Source organism: Cytobacillus sp. IB215665 (assembly GCF_033963835.1).
Lineage (GTDB): Bacteria > Bacillota > Bacilli > Bacillales > SM2101 > Nanhaiella.
On record NZ_JAXBME010000022.1, the window covers coordinates 23,811 to 46,771 of the forward strand.

Consider the following 22,961-nt stretch of genomic DNA (forward strand, 5'->3'; position numbering starts at 1 on the left):
AAATTACATGGTTTTCATCTACAATCAATGGTATAATGTTCAAATATGAAATCATTGAGGTTTAATGTTTTCAAAGGTTAGCAAATCTAGATAAGTGTCATATACTGTCTTACAGATATACGAAAAGTTGGAGGTTCTTCATATGACAGTTTACCATTTTGTCGGTATTAAAGGTACTGGAATGAGTCCGCTAGCTCAAATACTTCATGATATGAATTACGAGGTTCAAGGCTCTGATATTGACAAGCGTTTATTTACACAACAAGGACTTGAAGAAAGAAGAATACCATTTTTTTCTTTTAATAAGGAAAATATTAAGCCAGACCATACTGTAATTGCTGGTAATGCTTTTCCTGATACACATGAAGAATTAGATGCAGCGAATAAATTAGGTGTACCAGTCATAAGATATCACCGTTTTTTAGGTGATTTTATGCAGAAATTTACTAGTGTTGCAATTACAGGATCTCACGGGAAAACATCTACAACTGGACTTTTATCTCATGTGATGAGAGGTGCACATCCTACTTCATTTTTAATTGGTGATGGTACTGGAAAGGGAGTAGAAAACAGTAGATATTTTATTGTGGAAGCGTGTGAATATCGACGTCATTTCCTTTCTTATTATCCCGATTACGCAATTATGACAAATGTTGATTTTGATCATCCTGATTATTTCTCAAATGTGGATGATGTATTTGATGCATTTCAAGAATTAGCATTACAAGTTCAAAAAGGAATCATTGCTTGTGGTGATGATGAACATTTACAAAAAATTCAAGCTAAAGTACCAGTATTGTACTATGGCTTGAATGATGATAATGATTTTCAAGCTAGAAATGTAGAAAAAAGTTCTGATGGAACCACGTTTGATGTATTTGTTAGAAATACTTTTTTCTCATCTTTTAAGATACCTACTTTCGGTAATCATAATGTATTAAATGCCCTCTCAGTCATTGCTTTATGCCATTATGAAAATATTGATTTAGCTGTTATTAAAGAGCAACTCCAAACATTTGAGGGTGTGAAAAGAAGGTTTAGTGAAAAGAGAATAGGTACTCAGGTATTGATCGATGATTATGCACATCACCCGACAGAAGTGAAAGCAACGGTGGAGTCAGCAAGACAAAAATATCCTGATAGAGAAATTGTCGCTGTGTTTCAGCCGCATACGTATACTAGAACCCAAACTTTCTTAGATGAATTTGCTACTAGCTTACAACTTGCTGATCAAGTATATTTGTGCGATATTTTTGGATCAGCCCGTGAAAACCAAGGTAAGCTTTCTATCTTTGATTTACAAGCAAAGATAGATGGGAGCATGTTAATAAATGAGAAAGAAATTGAACGATTGAAGCGTCATGAAAATAGTGTGCTATTATTTATGGGTGCTGGTGATATTCAAAAGTTTGAAGAAGCATATGAAAAGACAATTAAATAAACATGCATACAAATTAGAATTTGTGGGATAGTTTCTTTTATACACGATGGCTGTATGTAAAACCACATCGTTCTCTTCAAGAAACATTAAATTTTACAGCAGCAGCCTTAATAAATAACCAAGCAATTTTCATAAGGAAATATATAACTAATTTATACACATACACTAAACGCTCAGAGCTTATGCTCTGAGCGTTTTTTTACGGTTAGTGCAAGTACAAGTACATTTTTTCTCTTAAAATAATGGTAAAGCTTGCAAGAGTATCAAAGGTGATTCTCCTTTGTTATTGTTTATTTTAGATTTTCTGGATTTAATGCTTCAAGTTCTGGGATGACGAAACGACCGTCCTTTCGAATGAGGACATCATCAAAGTAAATTTCTCCACCTCCATATTCAGGGCGTTGGATCATGACCATATCCCAATGAATATTAGAGCTGTTCCCATTATATGCTTCATCATAACATTGCCCAGGGGTAAAGTGAAAACTACCATCTATCTTTTCATCAAATAAGATATCTTGCATTGGATGTTGGATGTATGGATTTACCCCAATTGCAAATTCACCTACATATCGAGCGCCTTCATCAGTATCAAAAATTTTATTTATACGTTCATTATCATTTGAGGTTGCCTCGATTATTTTGCCGTCTTTAAATGTAAGTTTTACATTTTCGTATGTAAAACCTTGGTATGGAGATGGGGTATTATAAGTAATTGTTCCGTTTACCGATTCCCGTACTGGGGCAGTATAAACTTCACCATCAGGAATATTTCTGAGACCAGCACATTTAACTGCTGGGATATTGTTAATAGAGAAAGTTAAATCAGTTTCTACACCCGTTATTCGAACCTTGTCTGTTTTATTCATTAAATCAACTAAGCTATTCATCGCAGTGGCCATTTTACCATAATCTAAATTACAAACATTAAAATAGAAGTCCTCAAACGATTCAGTACTCATTTTCGCTAGTTGAGCCATTGAAGATGTTGGATAACGCAATACAACCCACTTTGTTTTTGGTACACGTATTTCTCGATGTACTTTATTTAGAATTGTGTTTCCGTATACTTTCATATTTTCATCAGGGACATCAGATAATTCATTAATGTTATTACCTGAGCGAAGGCCAATATATGCATCCATATCTTTCATTACATTTGCTTCATAGTCAGCTATCAAGTTATAATGGTCATCTGCTGCTCCCATTAATAATGCACGGTCAACTTGTTGATCCTTTAATGAAACAAATGGTTGACCACCTGCAGCATATGCTTCCTTAACTAATGCTACAACAAGCTCTTTTTCCAGTCCAAAATTCTCTATTAGAACCTTTTCACCCTTTTGTAAACTAACGGAATAGTTTATTAAATTTTTAGCCAATGTGTTAATTCTTGGATCTTTCATCATAAATTCCTCCAAATTGTTTTAAAAATTGTAAAGCTACATCGTTTAACTCAAAACCTCATATAAAGTATATACATAATGTTACTAACAGATTAATACAATTAATTGATCTTGAGCTACCCTATATTATTGTAACCGAAAATATTTGTTTTGTATTACTGAAATACTACGAGTATCCATTTAATAAATGCAAAAATTTAACTTTATACATTTTTAGAGAGGAACATACTAGACGTACGTCGAATTTAAAAGATAATTAGGTTATTATGGCTGAAAAGGAGGTAACGTTAGGTTGATGTGGATTGTTTATATTAGCGTAGCTATTGTAGCTGTTGCTTTCGTTGTACTAGTAATTTTTTTAGCAAAGACATTAGTTTCATTACAACTTACGTTAAAAAGTGTCGCACATACTTTGTCTTCACTAGAAAAACAAGTGGAGGGAGTTACATCAGAAACAACTGATTTATTAAAGAAAACAAACATTCTCGCGGAAGATATTCAAAAAAAATCCGAAAAGTTAAATTCAGTTGTTGATGCCGTTAATGATGTGGGTACGTCTGTTCATCGATTTAATAAATCAGTACAAGAGGTTTCTACATCTGTAGTGAATCAATTAGAAGATAATCAAGAGAAAGTGACTCAAGTAGTTCAATGGGGAAGTGCAGCAATTGACTTATGGAATAAGTGGAAAAGTAAATCTAAGTGAGTCATTAATCCCAATTAATTTCAGTGTTTTGTATAAGTCTACTCCACTTGAAGAAGCATGATATTTTGTGGGGGAGCTTGAATATACATTTTGAATACAATAATGAAGGAGGAGATATTACGGTGAGCAAAGATGGGATCAATACAAAGGATTTTCTGATTGGTGCTTTAGTCGGTGGTATTGTAGGAGCTTGTACTACTTTATTCTTGACACCTAAATCAGGAAAAGAGTTAAGAAGTGATATTAACGAACATGCCGTAATTGTTAAAGATAAAACTGGTCAAATCAAAAATACAGTCATGGAAAAAGGTTCATCTATTGCAGGTACAGCGAAGGATAAAACAGCAGGGTTCAGAAAAACAGTTGCTCAGCAATCTTCTAACATCGTAACTAAAATGAAAGAAATGAAAAGAAATGGCGATTCTGACATACCAACTACTATAACAAATGAGAAAGAGGAACCAACATTAACTAAACAAAAAAGTGAATATATTACCATTGGACAAAATGATGTTGATATTCAAAAAAAGCTTGAAGAAACTGAAAAAGCTATTGAGGATATGGAAAGTTCAATTCAATTGAGTAATAAGTAGTGGAGTGTTATGATTACTTCACTACCTATTTTTTTTTGGAAGAATTTCAGAGATAACTAAGCAAAAGGTAAAAAGCACCTTCTAATGAAAGGCTTCCAGTGCTTGTCTGAGATAATTTAAGAGCTTGCGCATTTCTTGTTGTCTAGGTTCAGCACCTATTCCTCTGGATGAATATTGTATGTTCAAGAGAAAGAATGTGAGGGTATGCTGGGGATTAGAAAGAAGAACATTTACGCTTTTTAAGGTTAGGGGGATTTATATTGGCTAAAGTAAAAATATCATCTAAGGAACAATTTGAAAAGCTTATTAATGAACATTCAAAGTTTTTAATAATGAAACATAGCTTAACATGTCCGATTAGCAGTTCAGCATTTAAGGAATTTGAAAAATATAATAATGAAAATGAAGAGCTTCAAATATTTTATTTATATGTACAGGAATCAAGAGCTCTTTCGAATTTTATAGCTGAAAAATATAGTACTAAACATGAATCTCCACAAGTTTTACTAGTGCAAGATGGCAAGGTCATTTGGCATACATCTCATTGGAACATCACTTACGATACATTAAAAAAGCAGGTAGGATAAAGGAGTGGGAGGATCATCCTCCCACTCCTTAACGTTGGACTGTTTTCGCATAAATTGTTATTTTTCGTACTGGTTCTAATTAGTAAAAATAGCAATATAGCTTACGAGAAGTGCCTTATGTTTACACATATGAGTTTTTATCCTGAAAGACGATACGTAGCTCATCTCCTGGTTCTATAATATCTTTAAACGATACTTCTTCATTGTTTCTAAGTAATGCGTAACCGCCGTGCGCATTGTCAGGTAAATTAAATTCTATATGTGAAAATATGTCTTGAAAGATAAATGGTTCAACGGGTTTACTTACTATTTCAATGTGATCTCCACTATATAAAATATCGGCTTCATTTAGTTTGGTTCCATTTTTAAAAATTTCATTTATACTTTTAGTTAATAATATTTGCTTATGATTAAACTGAATTGGAATTGTTTGAGATAACATAATCCCCTTCAATTCAGCTAAGTCTTTAACAGTTAATGTAGATTTAGAGAAATTAATAACAATATTATCATTATTTGCAAAGCTTGATGTTGGAGGCACTTTCACACCATTACGAGTTATGTATCCAGACATAGAGGGAATTTTCATCTCTTGTTTATTGATCACTAAGGAATATGTAAGCAACTCAGAGTGTATATTTTCATTTTGTATAAAATTTAGTAACCCCTTAATAGTAGAAGGAAATTCACAATGAATGTTATCATGATCAATAACAAAACTATCTGCAGTCACCTCTTGCTTGTTTTTGAAAAATTTTGCAACTATGTTATGTTTTTGTCCATTAATTGTGATGTGTGCTGTAGGTATTTGATCAATAATATCTTTGATTTGTACTCGAGCTGGACTTCCATCACGACCTTTTTCAATAGCAATATGGTCACCTTGTTGAATTAAATCATCAAGTGAGCACGGTTCATTGTTTTTTAATAACTTAGGTGGAAGACCGTAATTTCCTGGCAAAGTAACTTTTTGTCCATTCAATGTAATAATGATTGCCATACCAGGTTTGCCGTACAGTTTATTCATTTCTATGCCCGCTGATAGTAAACAATCACCAACAGTTAGTTTTTTTATATCAAATAGTCTAATAGATTTGTCATTTACTTTCACGCTCAAATACTGAACAGGTGTTTGTTTAGCTGCAATACCTATTCCAATAGGAGTAACAAGTTCAGGCCCTTTTTGAATGTTTGCAGATAAAATTAGTCTTTGAATTGCATCAATGCCACGAATCGCGACTCGATTTTCCGGTAGCTCTAGGTATGAAGCAATTCGTTTTGGCAATTCAGGTGTTAAACTACCTCCCCCTACTAGCATCACTGCCTTTGGAGGTTTATGCTGATTTAATGTTAGTATTTCACTTACTATGGAGGATGCAAGTTTGTCTATGGAGGAAGAAATTTGTTTAACAACCTCATGTTTCGGAACCTCTGTCTCAAATCCTAAAATATCTGTAATCGTAATTGTCCCTTGCTTATATAGCTCTCGCTTCGCTTTTTCAGCGAGTGGAAAATCAAGTAAGTAGCCATCGCTTATAGCTTCTGTAATTTCATCCCCTGCAATTGGTACCATCCCGTAAGAAACAACTGTTCCAGCATCTGTAATCGCAATATCAGAAGTACCTGCACCTATATCAACTAATGCTACATTTAATCGACGCATTGTTTGGGGTATCAGTACATTAATGGCAGCGATCGGTTCCAGTGTGAGAGCTTCCATTTCTAAATTAGAGCGCTGTAGTGCCGATATAAGAGATTCGACAACAACTCTAGGTAAAAATGTGGCAATTATTTCAACAGAAGCAGTTTCACCTTGTTGGTCAATTAAATTGCCAATTTCTTCATCATCTAGCTTATAGCATATGACAGAGTACCCTACACAATAATAATGATAGCTTTTATCTTCCTTATTATTTGACGCTAAGTTTTTTTGAGCCTGCTGAACAGCGCTTAATTCAAAATGCAGTACGTCTTGCTTTGTCATGATCGGCTTTCCTGAAATAGGCATAGTAACTAGACCACGTTCAGTTTTTAATGCTCTCCCTGCCGCGGCTACACATACTTTATCTAATTTCCCATGTCTACTTTCTAGTTCTGTTTTTATTTCTGTTATTACTTTTGAGACAGCCAATACATCATGGATCTGCCCATCAAGCATTGCTCTTTCAGAATGCTCTTTTGTTACAATATCAACAATTTCAAAATTGTTATCATTTTCCTTAACTATTATGCCGTTAACAGATCTTGTTCCTATATCTAATGCAAAAATCGTAGGTAGTAAGGTCAAAGCTTCTCACCTTCTTCACAATTAATCAAAACACTTTAACACTTAAAAGCGTTTAAATATTAAAGTTTTTTAGTGACAACACAATTGAATTCGTATATAATAAACTCTAATTACATGAAATGTACCACATTTTCCACATCTAATAAAGTAATCTGAGCATAATATATTTGCTATATCATTATTAGATGAGGAATCAAACTTATAATTTGTCATTCAAAAAGCGGAACGAAAGTTCCTGATTTGAATACACTTTATCATAGTCGAAAGGATGAAAGAGATGAGTAATAAACAATTAGACGAGCTAAGGTTAAAAGTAGAAGAGATTAACATGCAATTATTGAAGTTAATAAATGAACGTGCAACTCTTGTACAAGAAATAGGAAAAGTGAAAGAAGCACAAGGTGTTAATCGTTTTGATCCTGTTAGAGAACGAAAAATGTTGGATTTAATTAATGAACAAAATGATGGACCTTTTGAGACTTCAACATTGCAACATATTTTTAAAGAAATATTTAAGGCAGGGTTGGAACTACAAAAAGATGATCACCGTAAAGCATTATTAGTTTCTAGAAAGAAACAACCAGAAGACACAATTATTGATATAAAAGGTGAAAAAATTGGTGATGGAAATCATCACTTTGTTATGGGGCCGTGTGCAGTTGAAAGCTATGAACAAGTTGCATCAGTAGCAAACGAAATTAAGAAGCATGGATTAAAGCTTCTCCGTGGAGGAGCGTTTAAGCCACGAACATCTCCATATGACTTCCAAGGTTTAGGTGTAGAAGGATTGAAAATACTTAAACAAGTTGCAGATGAATATGATTTAGCAGTTATTAGTGAAATTGTTAATCCAGCTGATGTGGAGAAAGCAGTAGATTACATTGATGTGATACAAATTGGTGCAAGAAATATGCAGAACTTTGAATTACTCAAAGCTGCTGGGGCAGTGAATAAACCAGTATTACTGAAGCGTGGTTTAGCAGCTACTATAGATGAGTTTATCAATGCAGCAGAATATATTATTTCTCAAGGCAATGGACAAATTATTCTTTGTGAACGTGGTATCCGTACTTATGAAAGAGCTACAAGAAACACATTAGATATATCAGCAGTACCAATCTTAAAGAAAGAGACACACCTTCCTGTGTTTGTTGATGTTACACATTCTACTGGTCGTAGAGACTTGTTATTACCTGCTGCTAAAGCAGCGTTAGCAATTGGGGCAGATGGTGTAATGGCAGAGGTTCATCCAGATCCAGCCGTAGCACTTTCTGATTCAGCACAACAAATGGATTTCAATCAATTTAACGATTTCATCAATGAAATTAAATCAGCTAGCACTGTTAAAGCATAATTAATAGCTCTTTTTGCACAATACATTGTTGCTGTTTTAATAAAGATATATAAAAGTGTGATGTTATACCATTTCCTACGTTTTTTAGTGAACAGATGTTACGAAATATAGCTATATTCATGTAGAATATGTATTCCTCCTGCTACGGCAGGAGTTTTTTTTGTGAAAATAATTTGTATATTGATTGCGGTCTATTTCATAGTATCGTATGATATGTTACATATAACTTAAGAAATGTCACCTACATAATATTTATAATTAAGTCTCTGTTCAAAAACTTTGCAGCTATATTTATATATTAACAATGAACAGTAAGATGGGATTTTGTCTGAAACGATTAATGTTATATTAGAAAAGATGCACGAATGTTAGGTTATTACCGCTTAGTATGAATAGTAAGGATTGTTGTGAAAATAGCCCTTATTAAGGCCATTTGTGAAACTCTATACAATACGAAAACAATTCTTGTTTATTAATATAGGTAGTGGTTCTGTTAAATATAAAATTTAAGCAAATAATAGCATAAAGAAAAACTAATTAGGAGCTGATAATGATGAATGTTACTATATATGATGTTGCACGTGAGGCTAATGTATCAATGGCAACTGTTTCAAGGGTTGTAAATGGGAACCCAAATGTAAAACCAGCGACGAGAAAAAAAGTATTAGAGACAATTGAACAACTTGGATATCGACCAAATGCAGTAGCACGTGGTTTGGCGAGTAAAAAAACTACAACTGTCGGTGTGATTATTCCTGATATATCAAGTATCTTCTACGCTGAGCTAGCGAGAGGAATAGAAGATATTGCAACAATGTATAAATATAACATTATTTTAAGCAACTCAGATCAAAATAAAGAAAAAGAGCTTCATTTAATTAATACAATGCTCGGAAAACAAGTCGATGGAATCGTTTATATGAGCGGAAATATTACAAAAGATCATGTTGAACAATTTAAAAAATCACAAGTGCCAGTAGTTTTAGCAGCATCTATTGAAGAAGAAAATATTATTCCATCTGTCAACATTGATTATGAACAAGCTGCATTTGATGCGACTACTAGCTTTATTAATAATGGCCATAAAAAAATTGCATACGTCAGTGGCCCACTTGATGATCAAATTAGTAGTAAAAAGAAGCTAGAAGGATATAAAAAAGCACTTTCAGAAGCTGGGCTACAATACGTAGATGAATATATTCTTGAAGGTGATTATACTTATGATTCAGGGATTGACGCTTACAACAAAATAGAGGAGATGCCAAATAAACCAACGGCTGTTTTTGTTGGGAATGATGAAATGGCTTTAGGTGTCATTCATGGAGCGCAAGATCACGGCACAGTGATTCCTAAAGATATGGAAGTGATTGGTTTTGATAATACGAGGCTATCTTTTATGGTGCGACCACAATTAACGACAGTTGTTCAACCGATGTATGATATCGGTGCAGTAGCAATGCGGTTGTTGACAAAATATATGAATAAAGAGAAGGTAGAGGATAGCGTTGTAGTACTTCCTCATAGAATTGAGTTTCGTCATTCAACAAATTAAAAATCCTGTCGATATATAGAATAGAGAGGTTGGATTCTATATATGCACAGGGAGAGAAATTATGAAAAAAAAATTCGATTTACTAACACCTAGTGGATTAGTTCTTGCAGTAGCTATGTTTTTATTCGGTATAATATCAAATAGTGGATCGACAGGATTATCCTCATTTATCCATTTCCCATCAATGTATATTGTTTTGGGTGGTTTAACAGCTGGGTTGTTAACAAGTTTCCCCTTAAAAGACATTAAACTTTTATTTAAGGTGTTAAAAGAAGCATTTAGTCAAAATGAACAGGAGCTAAATGGATTAATTAATACATTTGTCAACTTATCTGATAGGGCAAGAAGGGAAGGTTTACTTGCATTAGAGGCTGAAATTGAAAATGTTAACGATCCGTTTATTAAAAAAGGTATCCTATTAGCTGTAGATGGTATCGAACCTGATGTCATTAATGATATTATGGATGCTGAAATTTCTGCAATGGAGGAAAGACATCGGAAGGGAAGAAGTATTCTTGAAAGGGCTGGAGAACTAGCCCCTGCCTGGGGAATGATTGGTACCTTAACAGGGTTAGTATTAATGCTCAAAAATTTGAATGATCCAACGACTTTAGGTCCCAATATGGCAATTGCTTTAATAACTACATTGTATGGATCATTACTCGCTAATATAGTTTTCATTCCATTAGCATCAAAACTTGCTTTGAAAACGGAAAAGGAAGTATTTTTGAAGCAAATTATCATTGAAGGGGTTATTGGTGTTCAATCTGGTCAAAACCCTAAAATTTTGGAAGAAAAGCTCAGTGCCTTTTTATCTTATAAAGAGCGAGTGGGCATCGAAGATGAGGAGGTAGAGGAGGCAGCTCAAAATGAGAGATAGGAAAAGAGTGCATACTGAAAGAAAAAAAGGTGCACCTGCTTGGATGGTTACTTTTTCTGACCTTATAACTTTAATCCTTGTGTTCTTCATATTAATGTTTTCAATGTCGCAAATTGATATTGTAAAGTTTAAAGCTGTTGCTAATTCATTTAAAACGAACCATATTTTAGACTTTGACCCATCTCCAATTCCCTTCGATCCATTATCAACAGAAGATGTACATTTGAATGAGGATAGTGGGGAAGTCACTAATATAGATCCATTAAATGAACTAGTTGTAGAAATACAACTATTTCTCCAAGAGAATGGTCTTGAAGATGTCATTGTAGCTAATCGTTATGAGCGTGGTGTTGTATTAGTTTTACAAGAACAGGTTTTATTTAACACTGCGGAAGCAATTATACAACCATCTGCTTATCCATTTTTAGATAAGGTAGGAAATTTATTAGATGACATGTCAAATCTGGTTAAAGTGGAAGGGCATACAGATGATCGTCCAATCGAAACTTATAGATATCCATCAAACTGGGAATTATCTACAGCTCGCGCTAGCAGTGTTATTCGTTATTTAATAGAAGAGCATCAGCTAGATGATATTCGCTTTGAAGCTGTTGGATTTAGTGATACTAGACCTGTTGCTCCTAACTCTAATCCAGAAAATTGGGAGAAAAATCGTAGAGTTGAAATAGTGATTTCTGATCCAGAATACATTGAACAAACTAATTAAATTTAACTTACGATCATGACTTGACGGAATTTTACTTGTAAAAGAAAAAGCGTCTTATAAGCATATCAAACAAGATGTTGTTAGGACATAAAATTGTAAAATGGCTTATAAATCAATTTGATTTATAAGCCATTTCTTATATAGAATTCCGTTGTTGTTTATTTTCTCTAATAATTTGAAGCGCTTTCATGACTGTGTGCATGTTTTTCTCAGATATTTCATTTTTACGGGGTATTGGAGAGTATAGGTCTGCTGGATCATCCCATTTTAACGGTAGTTGTACTGGAGAAGCGTCTTGCCATGCTTTGATCCATTCCTCAGGTATATCAGAAATATTATGTGATTTTTCAATCATCTCAATCCAAATTAAAGACCATGCCCTAGGAACAACACGCCATATATCATACCCCCCTCCACCTACTGCAATCCATCTACCACTACAATATTTATGAGCAATTTCATGAGCTAGCTTTGGAATTTCTCGATATATTTTCATCGTTGAAGAAAGATGTGTAAGTGGGTCATAATAATGAGAGTCGGCACCATTTTGAGTTATAATGACGTCTGGTTTAAAATAGTCTGCAATTTCTAAAAAAGATTGTTTATAAGCATGCAACCAAGAGTCATCTTCTGTGAAAGCATCAACTGGGATATTAAATGAATATCCATAACCTTTCCCATGTCCCCTTTCATTTACATGTCCTGTACCGGGGAATAAATATCGTCCAGTTTCATGTATCGATAATGTACAAACTTCAGGGTCATCATAAAATGTCCATTGTACTCCATCTCCATGATGTGCATCTGTATCGACATACATTACTCGTACACCATATTTTTCTTGCATATATTTAATTGCAACAGAGCTATCATTATAAATACAAAAGCCAGATGCTTTTCCTCTAAATCCATGATGTAATCCTCCTCCAAGACTTAGTGCATGTGTAGCCTTTCCTGTTAACACATGGTCTACAGCCGTTAACGTACCACCTACTAACAGAGCACTTGCTGTATGCATATCTTTAAAAATAGGGGTATCTTCGGTGCCAATTCCATATGCTTGAGCTTTTTCCGCTGATAGTTGGCCATTGCCAGCTAATTTAACAGCTTGTATATAGTTTGGATCATGAATAAGCGTCAGTTCCTCATCTGTTGCAATTCTAGGAGGGATAATTTGATTATCATCGAGTATATGAAGCTTTCTAAGGAGGTCATAAGTTAATTTCACCCTCAATTGATTAAAAGGGTGGTCATCACTAAATTTGTATAATTGAAATTGGTCCGAATAAACAAAGACTGAGTTTCCGCTCATAAAGAAACACCTGGTACAGTTGGCCATAAGACTGTATAACCTTCATTTTTCAATTCATTTACGATTTTCAGTGGGTTCATCGTTTGGACACGAAAAACGAGTATTTTATAGCTCTCATCTACATCTGGATATACTAGTACACTATTGATGTTGATATTTCGGTCCTTGAAAATTGAAGCAATATCGCTTAGCATGCCGGTTTTGTTACTAGCTTTAATTTCAATATGTGAACTAGGTTGATGTGCACCAGTAAGTTGTACAAGGGTATGAAGGACGTCTGTTTCTGTCACTATACCTACCAATTTATTATTATTTGTTAACGGCATACAACCGATCCGATGCTCATAAAATACAGCAGCCACTTCCTCAACAAAATCTAACGGGTGACCAGTAATAACGTCAGTTTTCATAATGTTCTTTATTGGCTGTTTAAGGATGTGCTTATTATCATTGTTAAGTTCCAAAATGGAAGGGCTTGCATCACGTAAGTCTCGATCTGAGATGACGCCAATTATGTGGTGGCTTTTATCTACAATAGGAATATGTCTAATATCTTTTTTGTGCAACGTGATGATAGCAGTTTCAATAGTATCATTGGGAAAGAGTGTTGTTACATCTGTTTTCATTATTTGCTCAACTATCATTGTATTTCCCCCTTCAAGCTGTATTTCATTTTAAAAGTTATCTAATACATAAATCTATTCATAAATCTCAATCGATCGAATTGTTGTATTGATTCATTATCAACTCTTGTTCCTATTCTAGCCATTAAACAGTTTGCTGGATGAGAACTAATTTCTGGATCATCGGTGGCGTACCATACTAGACCGCCAGCATTCATCATTTTCTCCATTACCTTCCTATACTCCCAAACATTAAGTCCTGTACCTTTTAAATCCCAGTGCCAGTAGTATTCGGTTGTAATAATAATATAGTCATTCATTACATCATCCATCATTGATACGTTAATAAGGTTTTTGCCGACTGAGGAACCTCGGAATTTAGGAATCACTTCTATTGCCCCGAGTTCAATTAAATTTTCCATGTTGCCTTCAGACCAACGTTCAAGAGGGTCAGGGTATAAGAAAGTAACATATCCAACAATGGTATGCTCGTGTCTTGCTATAATAATTCTACCTTCAGGCAAATCTGCTATCCCTATTAATGCCTTATGTTGTTGATCTGGTTGGCGAAATGCTATAAGATCGTGATGAAAATCGTAGCTTGATAGTTTAGCAGATGAAATGGGTCCTTCTAAAATTAAGTTTCCCTGTGGTGTTTTTAATTCTTTTGCATTATAAGTTTTTTTATGTTCCATTAGGTCACCACCTTATTACATGTTTTATTCTATTATACATAATATTAGTAATATATAATTACTCTCATTGCATTTTTTCACATTCTATTTGTGGATATTCGTTAACAATGTACAATTGTTATTTTAATATTTTTAAAATTGAGAAGACTATGTATTTATAATATAATATTCTTTGAAGAGATTTACAAAGGGGGAATTGTAAATGAAGGTGGAATCGTTAGCTGTTACGAAAGGGGATTACAATTTAACAGATTACGAAGAAATTTATAGTCAGTTTAATTGGTCCGAAGTAGAAAATAACTTTTCTTGGTCAAAAACAGGTAGGGTAAATATGGCCTATGAGGCGATTGATCGTCATGCATATACCTTTAGGAAAAATAAAATAGCATTATATTATCAAGATTCTGTTCGAAAAGAGAAATATACATTTAAGGAAATGAGTGAATTCTCTAACCGAGCAGGAAATGTACTTAAGCAAGCAGCTGATGTTGATAAAGGTGATCGTGTTTTTGTGTTTATGCCTCGTTCTCCCGAATTATATTTTATTATTCTAGGGGCAATAAAACTAGGAGCTATTGTTGGGCCGTTATTTGAAGCTTTTATGGAAGGGGCAGTTCGTGATAGGTTAGAAGATAGTGAAGCAAAAGTGTTAGTAACGACACCTGAATTATTAGATAGAGTTCCAGTTAATGAGCTTCCGGCACTAAAGCATATCATTTTAGTTGGTGATGACTTAGATGATGAAAAGTTTATTAATTATTATAAAGAAATGGAAAGTGCTAGTGACCGTTTAAGTATTGAATGGGTAGATAGATCAGATGGACTTATTATTCATTATACTTCGGGCTCAACAGGTAAACCAAAAGGCGTATTGCACGTCCATAATGCTATGATTCAGCACTATCAAACAGCAAAGTGGGTATTGGACTTAAAAGAAGATGATGTTTATTGGTGTACTGCTGACCCTGGATGGGTTACAGGGACTGCTTATGGTATTTTTGCCCCATGGCTTGTGGGTGCTGCAAATGTAGTTATTGGAGGAAGGTTTAGCCCAGCTGCATGGTATGAAGCGATTGAACAGTTCGGTGTTACTATTTGGTATAGTGCTCCAACTGCATTTAGAATGTTAATGGGTGCTGGTGATGATTTAGTAAAGCAACACGATTTAAGCTCCCTTAGACATATTTTAAGTGTAGGAGAGCCATTAAATCCTGAGGTCATACGTTGGGGTGTTAAAGTATTCAATAATCGTATTCATGATACATGGTGGATGACTGAAACAGGTGCTCAATTAATATGTAATTATCCATGTATGGAAATAAGGCCTGGTTCAATGGGAAAACCTATTCCAGGAGTTAAGGCTGCGATTGTGGATGATCAAGGAAATGAATTACCACCAAATCGGATGGGGAATTTGGCCATACAAAAAGGGTGGCCATCAATGATGTATACGATTTGGAACAATCAACAAAAATATGAATCATACTTTATGCCTGGTGATTGGTATGTATCAGGAGACTCAGCTTATATGGATGAAGAAGGGTATTTTTGGTTTCAAGGTAGGATAGATGATGTAATTATGACTTCTGGTGAAAGAGTTGGACCTTTTGAGGTTGAAAGTAAGCTTGTTGAACATCCTGCAATAGCAGAAGCTGGGGTGATAGGAAAACCTGACCCAGTACGTGGAGAAATTATTAAAGCATTCGTTTCACTAAGACATGGCTACGATGTTACTGATGAATTAAAAGAAGAAATAAGGCTTTTCGTGAAAAAAGGCCTCTCAGCTCATGCAGCTCCACGTGAAATAGAGTTTTGTGAAAAGTTACCTAAAACAAGAAGTGGGAAAATTATGCGTAGAGTGTTAAAGGCGTGGGAATTAGATCTACCTACGGGTGATTTATCAACTATGGAAGATTAGTTACAGGAATAAACGATGTTTTTCGTATTAAAAACGAAACAAATTTTTAATAGGTAGCCGGTAGCCATCTATACGTCTAACTTTATTTAGTTCTTATATACGAGAAAAAAAGAAGGTCGCTCAGTATTAACTTTTGAGCAACCTTCTTTTTTATTATTGTCTGAACCTTATTATTAAGGATTTGAAGGGTCCGCAGGTGTACTTGGATCTTCTGGTTCAGTTATATCACCAGGTTGATCACTTTCATCGTTTTCTGGATCATTCTCACCGTCACCAGGGTCCTCACCATCACCAGGTTGATCGTTTTCCTCATCACCAGGGTTCTCACCGTCACCAGGTTGATCGTTATCTTCGCTACCAGGATCTTCGCCTTCGCCCTCGCCAGGTTGATCATTATCATCGTTTCCTGGATCATTCTCACCGTCACCAGGGTCCTCACCGTCACCAGGTTGGTCATTGTCCCCGTTGTTAGGGTCTTCAATATCATCAGGTTCTTCTTGCCAATCACCATTAATGACTTTATTAGACTCAGCAGATTCTCTTCCAAATATATCAACCGCAGTCACGTAATAAGCACTATCTGTATTACCTACTGTAAATTCTAAATCTTCACCAACAGGTACCATGCCTATTTCAGAAACATTCTCCCCATAATTGGATATTTCGTACACTCGATATCCAATAACAGTTTGTTGATAATGAGCAGGCCATGTGATAGAGTTTCCATTTAATTTAACACCGCCCATAGTATCAGGTAATTCTCCTGTATCTTCTAATTCTTCTAATTCTGGAAAAATAATATTGCTCCATTTTTCATTATTTGGAATTAGTTGCTTAGCTACTTTTAAATCGGTAATGCCAATTTCTTCAAGGAATGCTTCAGTAAACATAAACCCTTCTTTAGTAAATTCTTCAGGGGTCGTTTCTATAGCTCGATATATTTTTTCACCAATTTCAACATAATTAGCTTTTTCTAAGCTATTGTCCTCTTTTGTAGGTACATATTTTGCGTTGAAAAGGTCTGTTTCAATAAGCCCAGCCTCTTCACATGCTTTTGAAGGCAATAGACCTGATGCAGCACAATAAGATCGACTAATGATTCCACCAGGCATTTTAAACCTTTCTTCAGGAGCAATTAGTTCAGGTCTAATAGTATAAGCGGCATTCATTAAATCTGCCCACAAATATATGTTTCTTTGGCCATATGTTGGCCCTGATGTCGTTTTTACTGATTTTGGTGTGTCATACCCGTTCCAAACACCAAAGGTTACATTTGGGTTTGTTGCAACAAACCATGCATCTTTAAAATCTTGTGATGTACCAGTTTTTCCTGCCCAATCAGCCTTGAAATCAAGTCTGCCTGGGAGCGATGCAGCTGTTCCACCGCTAATGACATCTCTCATCATGTCAATCATTAAGTAAGATGTTTGCGGGCTGAATACTTCAACAGCTTCACTTTCATGCTCATAAATAATCTCACCGTCATTTGTTTCAATTCGTTCAATCATATAAGCATCGACAAATTGTCCATCGTTTGCAAATGTAGCATAAGCATTAACATTTTCTTCAACAGTTACCCCATATGCTAAGCCACCAATAGCCGTTGATAAATTTGTATGATCTTCTTTTGTTAAGCTTGTGTATCCCATTTTTTCCAAAAATGAAGCAGGTTTTTGATCAATAACGGACATATATGAACGAATAGCTGGAATATTATATGATTTTTGCAAAGCGTACCGGACAGATGTTAGACCGTGTGTTCTACCATCATAGTTACCAGGTTGGTACATTTCTCCACCTGCTTGTACCTTTAGTTCAACATCTGCTAAAATTGCCCCTGGTTGTACCTTACCTAGCTCCATTGCAGGACCGTAAGCTAACAAAGGCTTCATCGTAGAACCATTTGAGCGTTCTGCATTCGTAGCATGGTTCAGCTGTTCTCGATTATGATCTCGTCCACCTACAAAGCTGATGATCTTACCAGTTGTATTCTCGATTAGTACAGCTCCAGCTTCAATAGGTTCCATCACTTGAATCATTTCCCCAGTCTCAGGATCTTCTTTTTCTTCTGGCTTGTCAGGTGCGAAATATTCAAAGTTTTGTACTACAGTTTGCATTTCGTCATAGATCTCTTTATCAATTGTCGTATGGATTTTATAGCCATTTTGTCGTAAATTTTTACTCGCACGATTTATATAATCGTTGTATAGATCGTCGTTTTCAGCTAAATCCGTCACTTCGTATCCGTCGTTTTCAGCTAATATCTCAGCTAATATTTTCTCTGCACGATCCTCAATCTCAAAAGTAAGCCAAGGATAATTATCTATTGGAGATGCCTTAGGTGGTGCAAAATCTGCTGTTATATCGTAATTTAATGCAGATTCATATTCTTCTGTTGTAATAAACTCAGCTTGCAGCATACGGCTAAGTACAGTATGCATTCTATTCATAGATGATTCTAAATCCTCTTTTATCTCACCTTTATTTGTAAATGGCGTATAGCTAAAACTTTGAAATAAACCAGCAATAAATGCGCTTTGAGGTATGTTTAAATCTTTAGCATTAACATCAAAAATACCTTGAGCAGCTGTTTGGATACCAGCTATGTTTCTACCTGAAGAATTTCTTCCGAGAGTAGAAACATTTAAGTAAGCTTCAAGAATTTCATCTTTATCAAAAGATTGCTCAAGTCGCAGAGCAAGTAACATTTCCTTTGCCTTCCGTTCGAAAGATACTTCGTTTGAAAGTATTTGGTTTTTAATTAACTGCTGAGTAAGAGTACTACCACCAGTTCTTACAGATGAATTTGTAACTTCTTGGAAAAGGGCACGCATGATTGCTTTTGGAACAATTCCACTATGATCCCAAAAAAACTCATCCTCTGTTGCAACGACAGCATTTATTAGGTGCTGAGAAACATCTTCTATACTAACTTCTTCACGATCAAGGTCGGAACGAAGCTTACCTAAATAAACATTATCATCAAAATATAATTCAGTCGTTTCTTCATAATTATAGATGTCTTTTTTCATACTATCATAAGAGCGGATTGGTTCATCCTTTACTAACGACGCGAAGTAGCCTGCACCAACACCACCAGCAAAAAAGAATCCTATTAATCCAATAATTATAAAGAGTAGGGTGATATTCCAAAATACACCGTAAGTAATTCTTGCGCCTTTAACAGCATCTTTGCTACTGAACATCCTTCGTACTTTTTGTAATCGATCTTGCCAATTAGATCTATTATCACTCATATTCAATATTTCCCCCCTGGGTACAATCAACTAAAAATCTCTATCTATTTTATAATTTTTAATCATTGAAGTTTTATTAAAAAGCTGCTTTCGAATTGGTTTTTGCTTTTCGTACTAAGATTTAATTACATAATAATCTAGTCTTCGTGGCATCTTTTCTACTTTAAAATAATGGCTAGGATAAAACCATAACTTTTGGTAACAATAGCATCAATGTTTACGAAAAGAGCCTAATAAAAAGCTCTCTCTAAAAAGATTGTAGTTATTGTTTAACAACAAATTGATTTCATTCAGTTATTATTTTATTGGAGAAAAGTTACCTTGTATGCCAGTTTTATACGTATTTATTTCTTAGCCACAATAAATAACAATTAACTGGAAAACCACCTTATAAAAAGACAAAATCATTACAATTATAGCATAAGTCATTTTCCTTGTTCTAAAATATTTTTGTTTCCAAATTTTAAATGTAAATTGTAAGAGATGGCTTAAGGCCTATTAATTAAATATCATTTTTGGCATGGAAGATTTGAACAACAAATCGTTAAATTTGTAGAAATTAATTCATAATAATTAAATGTGTTCTTGACATTTATGATGCTAATATGATAAAAATATTCTTAATTCAAATACATGAATGCAATGATAGGAATTAGTAGTGAAATATCTCCCTGTAAAAATGGTTGTTAGGTCAATTTAACAACTTTACCTAGAGAGCTGGTGTTTGGTGGGAACCAGTACAAAGATATGCATGAATTACCTCCTAGAGCATCTTTTGTGAACGGTTAGTTGACTAAGTAGCAAAGGACGGTTTTACCGTTATCTTTTTAAGCCGGAGGATATATTCCTCAAGTAGGGTGGTACCGCGAATACACTCGTCCCTTCATTTTTTAGGGGCGAGTTTTTTATTTGTCTAGCTTAAGGCTTCGTCGGCTTTAGGTCATAAGCCGATCTATAATAATGTTAACAAGCGACCTTCTTGTTAGGTTGTCTGAAGCGCGTCTCGGGAGTTGATCAGATTACAACATTATCCATAGGACGTTGGCATAGTGAGGCACCTTGCGTTGTCTAATTTAACGAAAAGGAGATGATCTGTATGAATCTAATAGAGGATTTGCAGTTCAGAGGATTAATTAATCAAATTACTGATGAAGATGGGTTAAAGCAGCACTTAAATGAAGAGACAGTGAAGTTGTATTGTGGTTTTGATCCGACAGCAGATAGCTTACACATCGGAAACTTATTACCTATATTGGTGTTAAAGAGATTTCAATTAGCTGGCCACCAACCGATTGCACTTGTCGGTGGCGGAACAGGATTAATTGGTGACCCAAGTGGCAGGAGTAGTGAAAGGTCATTAAATACAGAAGATGTTGTCATTGAATGGTCAAACCGTATAAAACAACAGCTATCTCGTTTTCTAGATTTTGAAAGTGGAGAGAATAAAGCACTTTTAGCAAATAATTTTGACTGGATTGGCAAGCTAGATGTTGTATCGTTTTTACGGGATGTAGGTAAAAATTTTGGAATAAATTATATGCTCGCAAAAGATTCAGTTCAATCAAGAATTGAGTCTGGGATTTCATTTACAGAATTCAGCTATATGATATTACAATCATTAGACTTTTTACATTTATATAAAGAACAAAATTGTAAATTACAAATTGGTGGTAGTGACCAATGGGGAAATATTACTGCAGGCTTAGAATTAATTAGAAAATCTTCTGATGAAGAAGAAAAAGCATTTGGTTTAACTATTCCTCTTGTTACGAAAGCAGACGGAACAAAGTTTGGCAAAACCGCTGGTGGAGCGATATGGTTAGATAAGGAAAAAACTTCTCCTTATGAATTTTATCAGTTTTGGATTAACTCTGATGATAGAGATGTTATTAATTTCCTGAAGTATTTTACATTTTTATCAAAAAATCAAATCGAACAATTAGAGCAAGAATTACGAGACGCACCGGAACAAAGAACGGCTCATAAGGCACTTGCTGAAGAAGTGACTAAGTTAGTTCATGGAGAAGAAGCGTTAAATCAAGCGATTAAAATATCAAGTGCGCTTTTCAATGGAGAAATATCATCTTTAACAGCTGAAGAAATAAAACAAGGATTTAAAGATGTGCCTTCATATGATTTTGAAGGTGAAGCTGAGGTTGGTTTAGTTGATTTATTAGTAATGAGTAAAATATCTCCATCGAAGCGTCAGGCAAGAGAAGATATAAAAAATGGAGCAATATATATTAATGGTGAACGAACACAAGAAATTGATCGTGTCATAACTAACACGGATAGAATCGAAGGCCAATTCACTGTTATTCGCCGAGGTAAGAAAAAATACTTCCTAATCAAGTATTAATAGCAAAGCGCAGCTGACAAGGTGCTCATTTTATAAATCACAACAAAGATAAAATATATTAATTAACATAATAAAAACCCTAGAAAATCTTCTCTAGGGTTTTTGCTCTTATTAACGAGAGTAGAAATCAATACGATTAAAAAGCCTATTAACACTAATATTTTTGAGAAAACCTAGTTAGAGGTTTAAAAGCCTGCTCAAACGCTTGAACAGATTCTTATTCTATGTCCTTGAAAGAATGACTATAGATGTCCAAAATCATTTGTGGAGTGTTACCTAAACGGGCAGGCATACTTTCACAGGAATTCGCTGACTAATTAAAATTGTTGCATGAGAATGTCTTAAACATGTGGTGTTATCTTAAAAGGTTCTTTATTGACCTTATGATGGAAAATCCATTTTAGAGAGACTAGAAGTTTGATAGTGAATAGGTTAATTAATGCGCTCAATATGTATCGTATTGATGTTATTATAATCATTAATAAACAACAAAAAATCAAAAAAATAAGTATCAGCTGGGTGTTAAATTACCACTGTAAGGTAGGGGATAAAAATGGAGATATTAATAATAAGACATGGTGAATCAGAAGCAGATATTCTTAATGTACATGAAGGAAGAGCTGATTTCTCATTAACACAAAAAGGAACAATTCAAGCGAAATCTTTAGCTTCACATTTAGTTGAAAATTTTGGGGAATTTGATGTAATTTGGACAAGCACATTAAAAAGGGCTTCTGAAACAGCAAAGATTTTGGGAGCGAAATTAAAATGTAATATTACTTATAGTGACGGCCTTAGAGAGAGGAACAATGGAATTTTAGCTGGGCAGCCTATTACAAAAGAAAACATGAATTCTCACTATGACTTAAAACCATTTGAGAGTATTCTAGAAGGAGAAACAGATATAGAGTTTAGAGCAAGAGCAGAAACTATCCTATTACAAATATTAGATGAACATAAAGATTCTAACAGAATTATTATATTGTCACATGGTGGTATGATTGAAAAATTGATACATGTTTTATTAAAATTACCTCCTGTTCCTAATTGTTTTATTCATACTCAAGATACAGGAGTACATTTAATTGAGTATAACTCATCTAATATTGTAATAAATTATTTTAATAATACAGATCATTTGAGTCAATTAGCTTCCCAAAAAATCTCCTCTAAATAACTTGAGGAGAATACATTATTCTACAAAGTAAAAAACAAACAAAAAACCCTAGAAACTTTAATAAACCAAGGTTTCTAGGGTTTTTAC

17 protein-coding genes, 1 pseudogene and 1 other annotated feature are annotated in these 22,961 nt (G+C 34.5%); of the genes and pseudogenes, 11 read left to right on the forward strand and 7 right to left on the reverse strand.

The genetic code is table 11. The features are described 5' to 3' along the window. Window positions 1-142 precede the first annotated feature (142 nt). Window positions 143-1,441, forward strand: coding sequence for a UDP-N-acetylmuramate--L-alanine ligase (gene murC, locus SLH52_RS20185; RefSeq protein ID WP_320211034.1), 1,299 nt, complete (start codon window positions 143-145; stop codon window positions 1,439-1,441). Window positions 1,442-1,731: 290 nt separating this feature from the next. Here the strand turns inward: murC and SLH52_RS20190 are convergent, their stop codons facing one another. Continuing rightward, a complete protein-coding gene (locus SLH52_RS20190) occupies window positions 1,732-2,847 on the reverse strand; it encodes an aminopeptidase (protein WP_320211035.1) in 1,116 nt (371 codons plus the stop codon). 292 nt (window positions 2,848-3,139) lie between these two features. Between SLH52_RS20190 and SLH52_RS20195 the strand changes: the two genes are divergently transcribed. The 3 genes from SLH52_RS20195 to ytxJ all read left to right on the forward strand — a co-directional run bounded on the left by SLH52_RS20195 (window position 3,140) and on the right by ytxJ (window position 4,733). Further along, window positions 3,140-3,553: a DUF948 domain-containing protein gene (locus SLH52_RS20195; RefSeq protein WP_320211036.1), complete on the forward strand. Its 414-nt coding sequence runs from the start codon at window positions 3,140-3,142 to the stop codon at window positions 3,551-3,553. Window positions 3,554-3,675: 122 nt separating this feature from the next. After that, complete coding sequence (locus SLH52_RS20200; RefSeq protein WP_320211037.1) at window positions 3,676-4,146, forward strand: YtxH domain-containing protein; 471 nt, start codon at window positions 3,676-3,678, stop codon at window positions 4,144-4,146. 260 nt (window positions 4,147-4,406) lie between these two features. Next, the gene (gene ytxJ, locus SLH52_RS20205) at window positions 4,407-4,733 is read left to right on the forward strand and encodes a bacillithiol system redox-active protein YtxJ (protein WP_320211038.1); all 327 of its coding nucleotides are present in this window, start codon (window positions 4,407-4,409) and stop codon (window positions 4,731-4,733) included. Between the two features lie 121 nt (window positions 4,734-4,854). On the opposite strand, the gene SLH52_RS20210 is transcribed toward ytxJ, so the two are convergent. Next, the gene (locus tag SLH52_RS20210) at window positions 4,855-7,020 is read right to left on the reverse strand and encodes a cell division protein FtsA (RefSeq protein ID WP_320211039.1); all 2,166 of its coding nucleotides are present in this window, start codon (window positions 7,018-7,020) and stop codon (window positions 4,855-4,857) included. A 277-nt stretch (window positions 7,021-7,297) separates the two neighbouring features. Between SLH52_RS20210 and SLH52_RS20215 the strand changes: the two genes are divergently transcribed. From SLH52_RS20215 to motS, 4 genes are all read left to right on the forward strand, one after another. After that, a complete protein-coding gene (locus SLH52_RS20215) occupies window positions 7,298-8,374 on the forward strand; it encodes a bifunctional 3-deoxy-7-phosphoheptulonate synthase/chorismate mutase (protein WP_320211040.1) in 1,077 nt (358 codons plus the stop codon). Window positions 8,375-8,927: 553 nt separating this feature from the next. Further along, on the forward strand, window positions 8,928-9,926 hold the full coding sequence (ccpA, locus tag SLH52_RS20220; protein WP_320211069.1) for a catabolite control protein A: 999 nt from the start codon (window positions 8,928-8,930) through the stop codon (window positions 9,924-9,926). Between the two features lie 61 nt (window positions 9,927-9,987). Further along, window positions 9,988-10,806 carry a flagellar motor protein MotP gene (gene motP / locus SLH52_RS20225; RefSeq protein WP_320211041.1) on the forward strand — a complete coding sequence of 273 codons (819 nt, stop codon included), beginning with the start codon at window positions 9,988-9,990 and terminating at the stop codon, window positions 10,804-10,806. After that, the gene (gene motS / locus SLH52_RS20230; protein WP_320211042.1) at window positions 10,796-11,533 is read left to right on the forward strand and encodes a flagellar motor protein MotS; all 738 of its coding nucleotides are present in this window, start codon (window positions 10,796-10,798) and stop codon (window positions 11,531-11,533) included. Before motP ends, motS begins: the two co-directional genes overlap by 11 nt. Before the next feature lie 136 nt (window positions 11,534-11,669). Here motS and SLH52_RS20235 read toward each other — a convergent pair whose 3' ends face one another. The 3 genes from SLH52_RS20235 to SLH52_RS20245 are packed head-to-tail and all read right to left on the reverse strand — an operon-like array spanning window position 11,670 to window position 14,163. After that, window positions 11,670-12,845: an acetoin utilization protein AcuC gene (locus tag SLH52_RS20235; protein WP_320211043.1), complete on the reverse strand. Its 1,176-nt coding sequence runs from the start codon at window positions 12,843-12,845 to the stop codon at window positions 11,670-11,672. Then, window positions 12,842-13,489 carry an acetoin utilization AcuB family protein gene (locus tag SLH52_RS20240; protein WP_320211044.1) on the reverse strand — a complete coding sequence of 216 codons (648 nt, stop codon included), beginning with the start codon at window positions 13,487-13,489 and terminating at the stop codon, window positions 12,842-12,844. Before SLH52_RS20240 ends, SLH52_RS20235 begins: the two co-directional genes overlap by 4 nt. Window positions 13,490-13,530: 41 nt before the next feature. Beyond that, window positions 13,531-14,163 (reverse strand): GNAT family N-acetyltransferase, encoded by a 633-nt coding sequence (locus SLH52_RS20245; protein ID WP_320211045.1) that lies wholly within the window; start codon window positions 14,161-14,163, stop codon window positions 13,531-13,533. Between the two features lie 202 nt (window positions 14,164-14,365). On the opposite strand from SLH52_RS20245, the gene acsA reads away from it, so the two are divergent. Next, window positions 14,366-16,081 (forward strand): acetate--CoA ligase, encoded by a 1,716-nt coding sequence (acsA, locus tag SLH52_RS20250; protein WP_320211046.1) that lies wholly within the window; start codon window positions 14,366-14,368, stop codon window positions 16,079-16,081. 173 nt (window positions 16,082-16,254) lie between these two features. Here acsA and SLH52_RS20255 read toward each other — a convergent pair whose 3' ends face one another. Next, entirely contained in the window at window positions 16,255-19,338 is a 3,084-nt protein-coding gene (locus tag SLH52_RS20255) for a transglycosylase domain-containing protein (protein ID WP_320211047.1), read from the reverse strand. A gap of 633 nt (window positions 19,339-19,971) precedes the next feature. Further along, window positions 19,972-20,224 (forward strand) — a binding site (T-box leader). Window positions 20,225-20,434: 210 nt separating this feature from the next. Between SLH52_RS20255 and tyrS the strand changes: the two genes are divergently transcribed. Further along, on the forward strand, window positions 20,435-21,697 hold the full coding sequence (gene tyrS / locus SLH52_RS20260) for a tyrosine--tRNA ligase (RefSeq protein ID WP_320211048.1): 1,263 nt from the start codon (window positions 20,435-20,437) through the stop codon (window positions 21,695-21,697). A gap of 217 nt (window positions 21,698-21,914) precedes the next feature. On the opposite strand, the pseudogene SLH52_RS20265 reads toward tyrS, so the two are convergent. Then, a pseudogene (locus tag SLH52_RS20265) lies at window positions 21,915-22,059 on the reverse strand (site-specific integrase); the annotation flags it as partial. A gap of 191 nt (window positions 22,060-22,250) precedes the next feature. On the opposite strand from SLH52_RS20265, the gene SLH52_RS20270 reads away from it, so the two are divergent. Continuing rightward, the gene (locus tag SLH52_RS20270; RefSeq protein ID WP_320211049.1) at window positions 22,251-22,874 is read left to right on the forward strand and encodes a histidine phosphatase family protein; all 624 of its coding nucleotides are present in this window, start codon (window positions 22,251-22,253) and stop codon (window positions 22,872-22,874) included. Window positions 22,875-22,961 lie beyond the last annotated feature (87 nt).

What these genes read in the sequence shown, in the direction of transcription:
- murC (WP_320211034.1), top strand. Translation starts at nt 143, where the DNA reads ATGACAGTTTACCATTTTGTCGGTATTAAAGGTACTGGAATGAGTCCG.
- SLH52_RS20190 (WP_320211035.1), bottom strand. Translation starts at nt 2,847, where the DNA reads ATGAAAGATCCAAGAATTAACACATTGGCTAAAAATTTAATAAACTAT.
- SLH52_RS20215 (WP_320211040.1), top strand. Translation starts at nt 7,298, where the DNA reads ATGAGTAATAAACAATTAGACGAGCTAAGGTTAAAAGTAGAAGAGATT.
- ccpA (WP_320211069.1), top strand. Translation starts at nt 8,928, where the DNA reads ATGAATGTTACTATATATGATGTTGCACGTGAGGCTAATGTATCAATG.
- motP (WP_320211041.1), top strand. Translation starts at nt 9,988, where the DNA reads ATGAAAAAAAAATTCGATTTACTAACACCTAGTGGATTAGTTCTTGCA.
- motS (WP_320211042.1), top strand. Translation starts at nt 10,796, where the DNA reads ATGAGAGATAGGAAAAGAGTGCATACTGAAAGAAAAAAAGGTGCACCT.
- SLH52_RS20235 (WP_320211043.1), bottom strand. Translation starts at nt 12,845, where the DNA reads ATGAGCGGAAACTCAGTCTTTGTTTATTCGGACCAATTTCAATTATAC.
- SLH52_RS20240 (WP_320211044.1), bottom strand. Translation starts at nt 13,489, where the DNA reads ATGATAGTTGAGCAAATAATGAAAACAGATGTAACAACACTCTTTCCC.
- SLH52_RS20245 (WP_320211045.1), bottom strand. Translation starts at nt 14,163, where the DNA reads ATGGAACATAAAAAAACTTATAATGCAAAAGAATTAAAAACACCACAG.
- acsA (WP_320211046.1), top strand. Translation starts at nt 14,366, where the DNA reads ATGAAGGTGGAATCGTTAGCTGTTACGAAAGGGGATTACAATTTAACA.
- SLH52_RS20255 (WP_320211047.1), bottom strand. Translation starts at nt 19,338, where the DNA reads ATGAGTGATAATAGATCTAATTGGCAAGATCGATTACAAAAAGTACGA.
- tyrS (WP_320211048.1), top strand. Translation starts at nt 20,435, where the DNA reads ATGAATCTAATAGAGGATTTGCAGTTCAGAGGATTAATTAATCAAATT.
- SLH52_RS20270 (WP_320211049.1), top strand. Translation starts at nt 22,251, where the DNA reads ATGGAGATATTAATAATAAGACATGGTGAATCAGAAGCAGATATTCTT.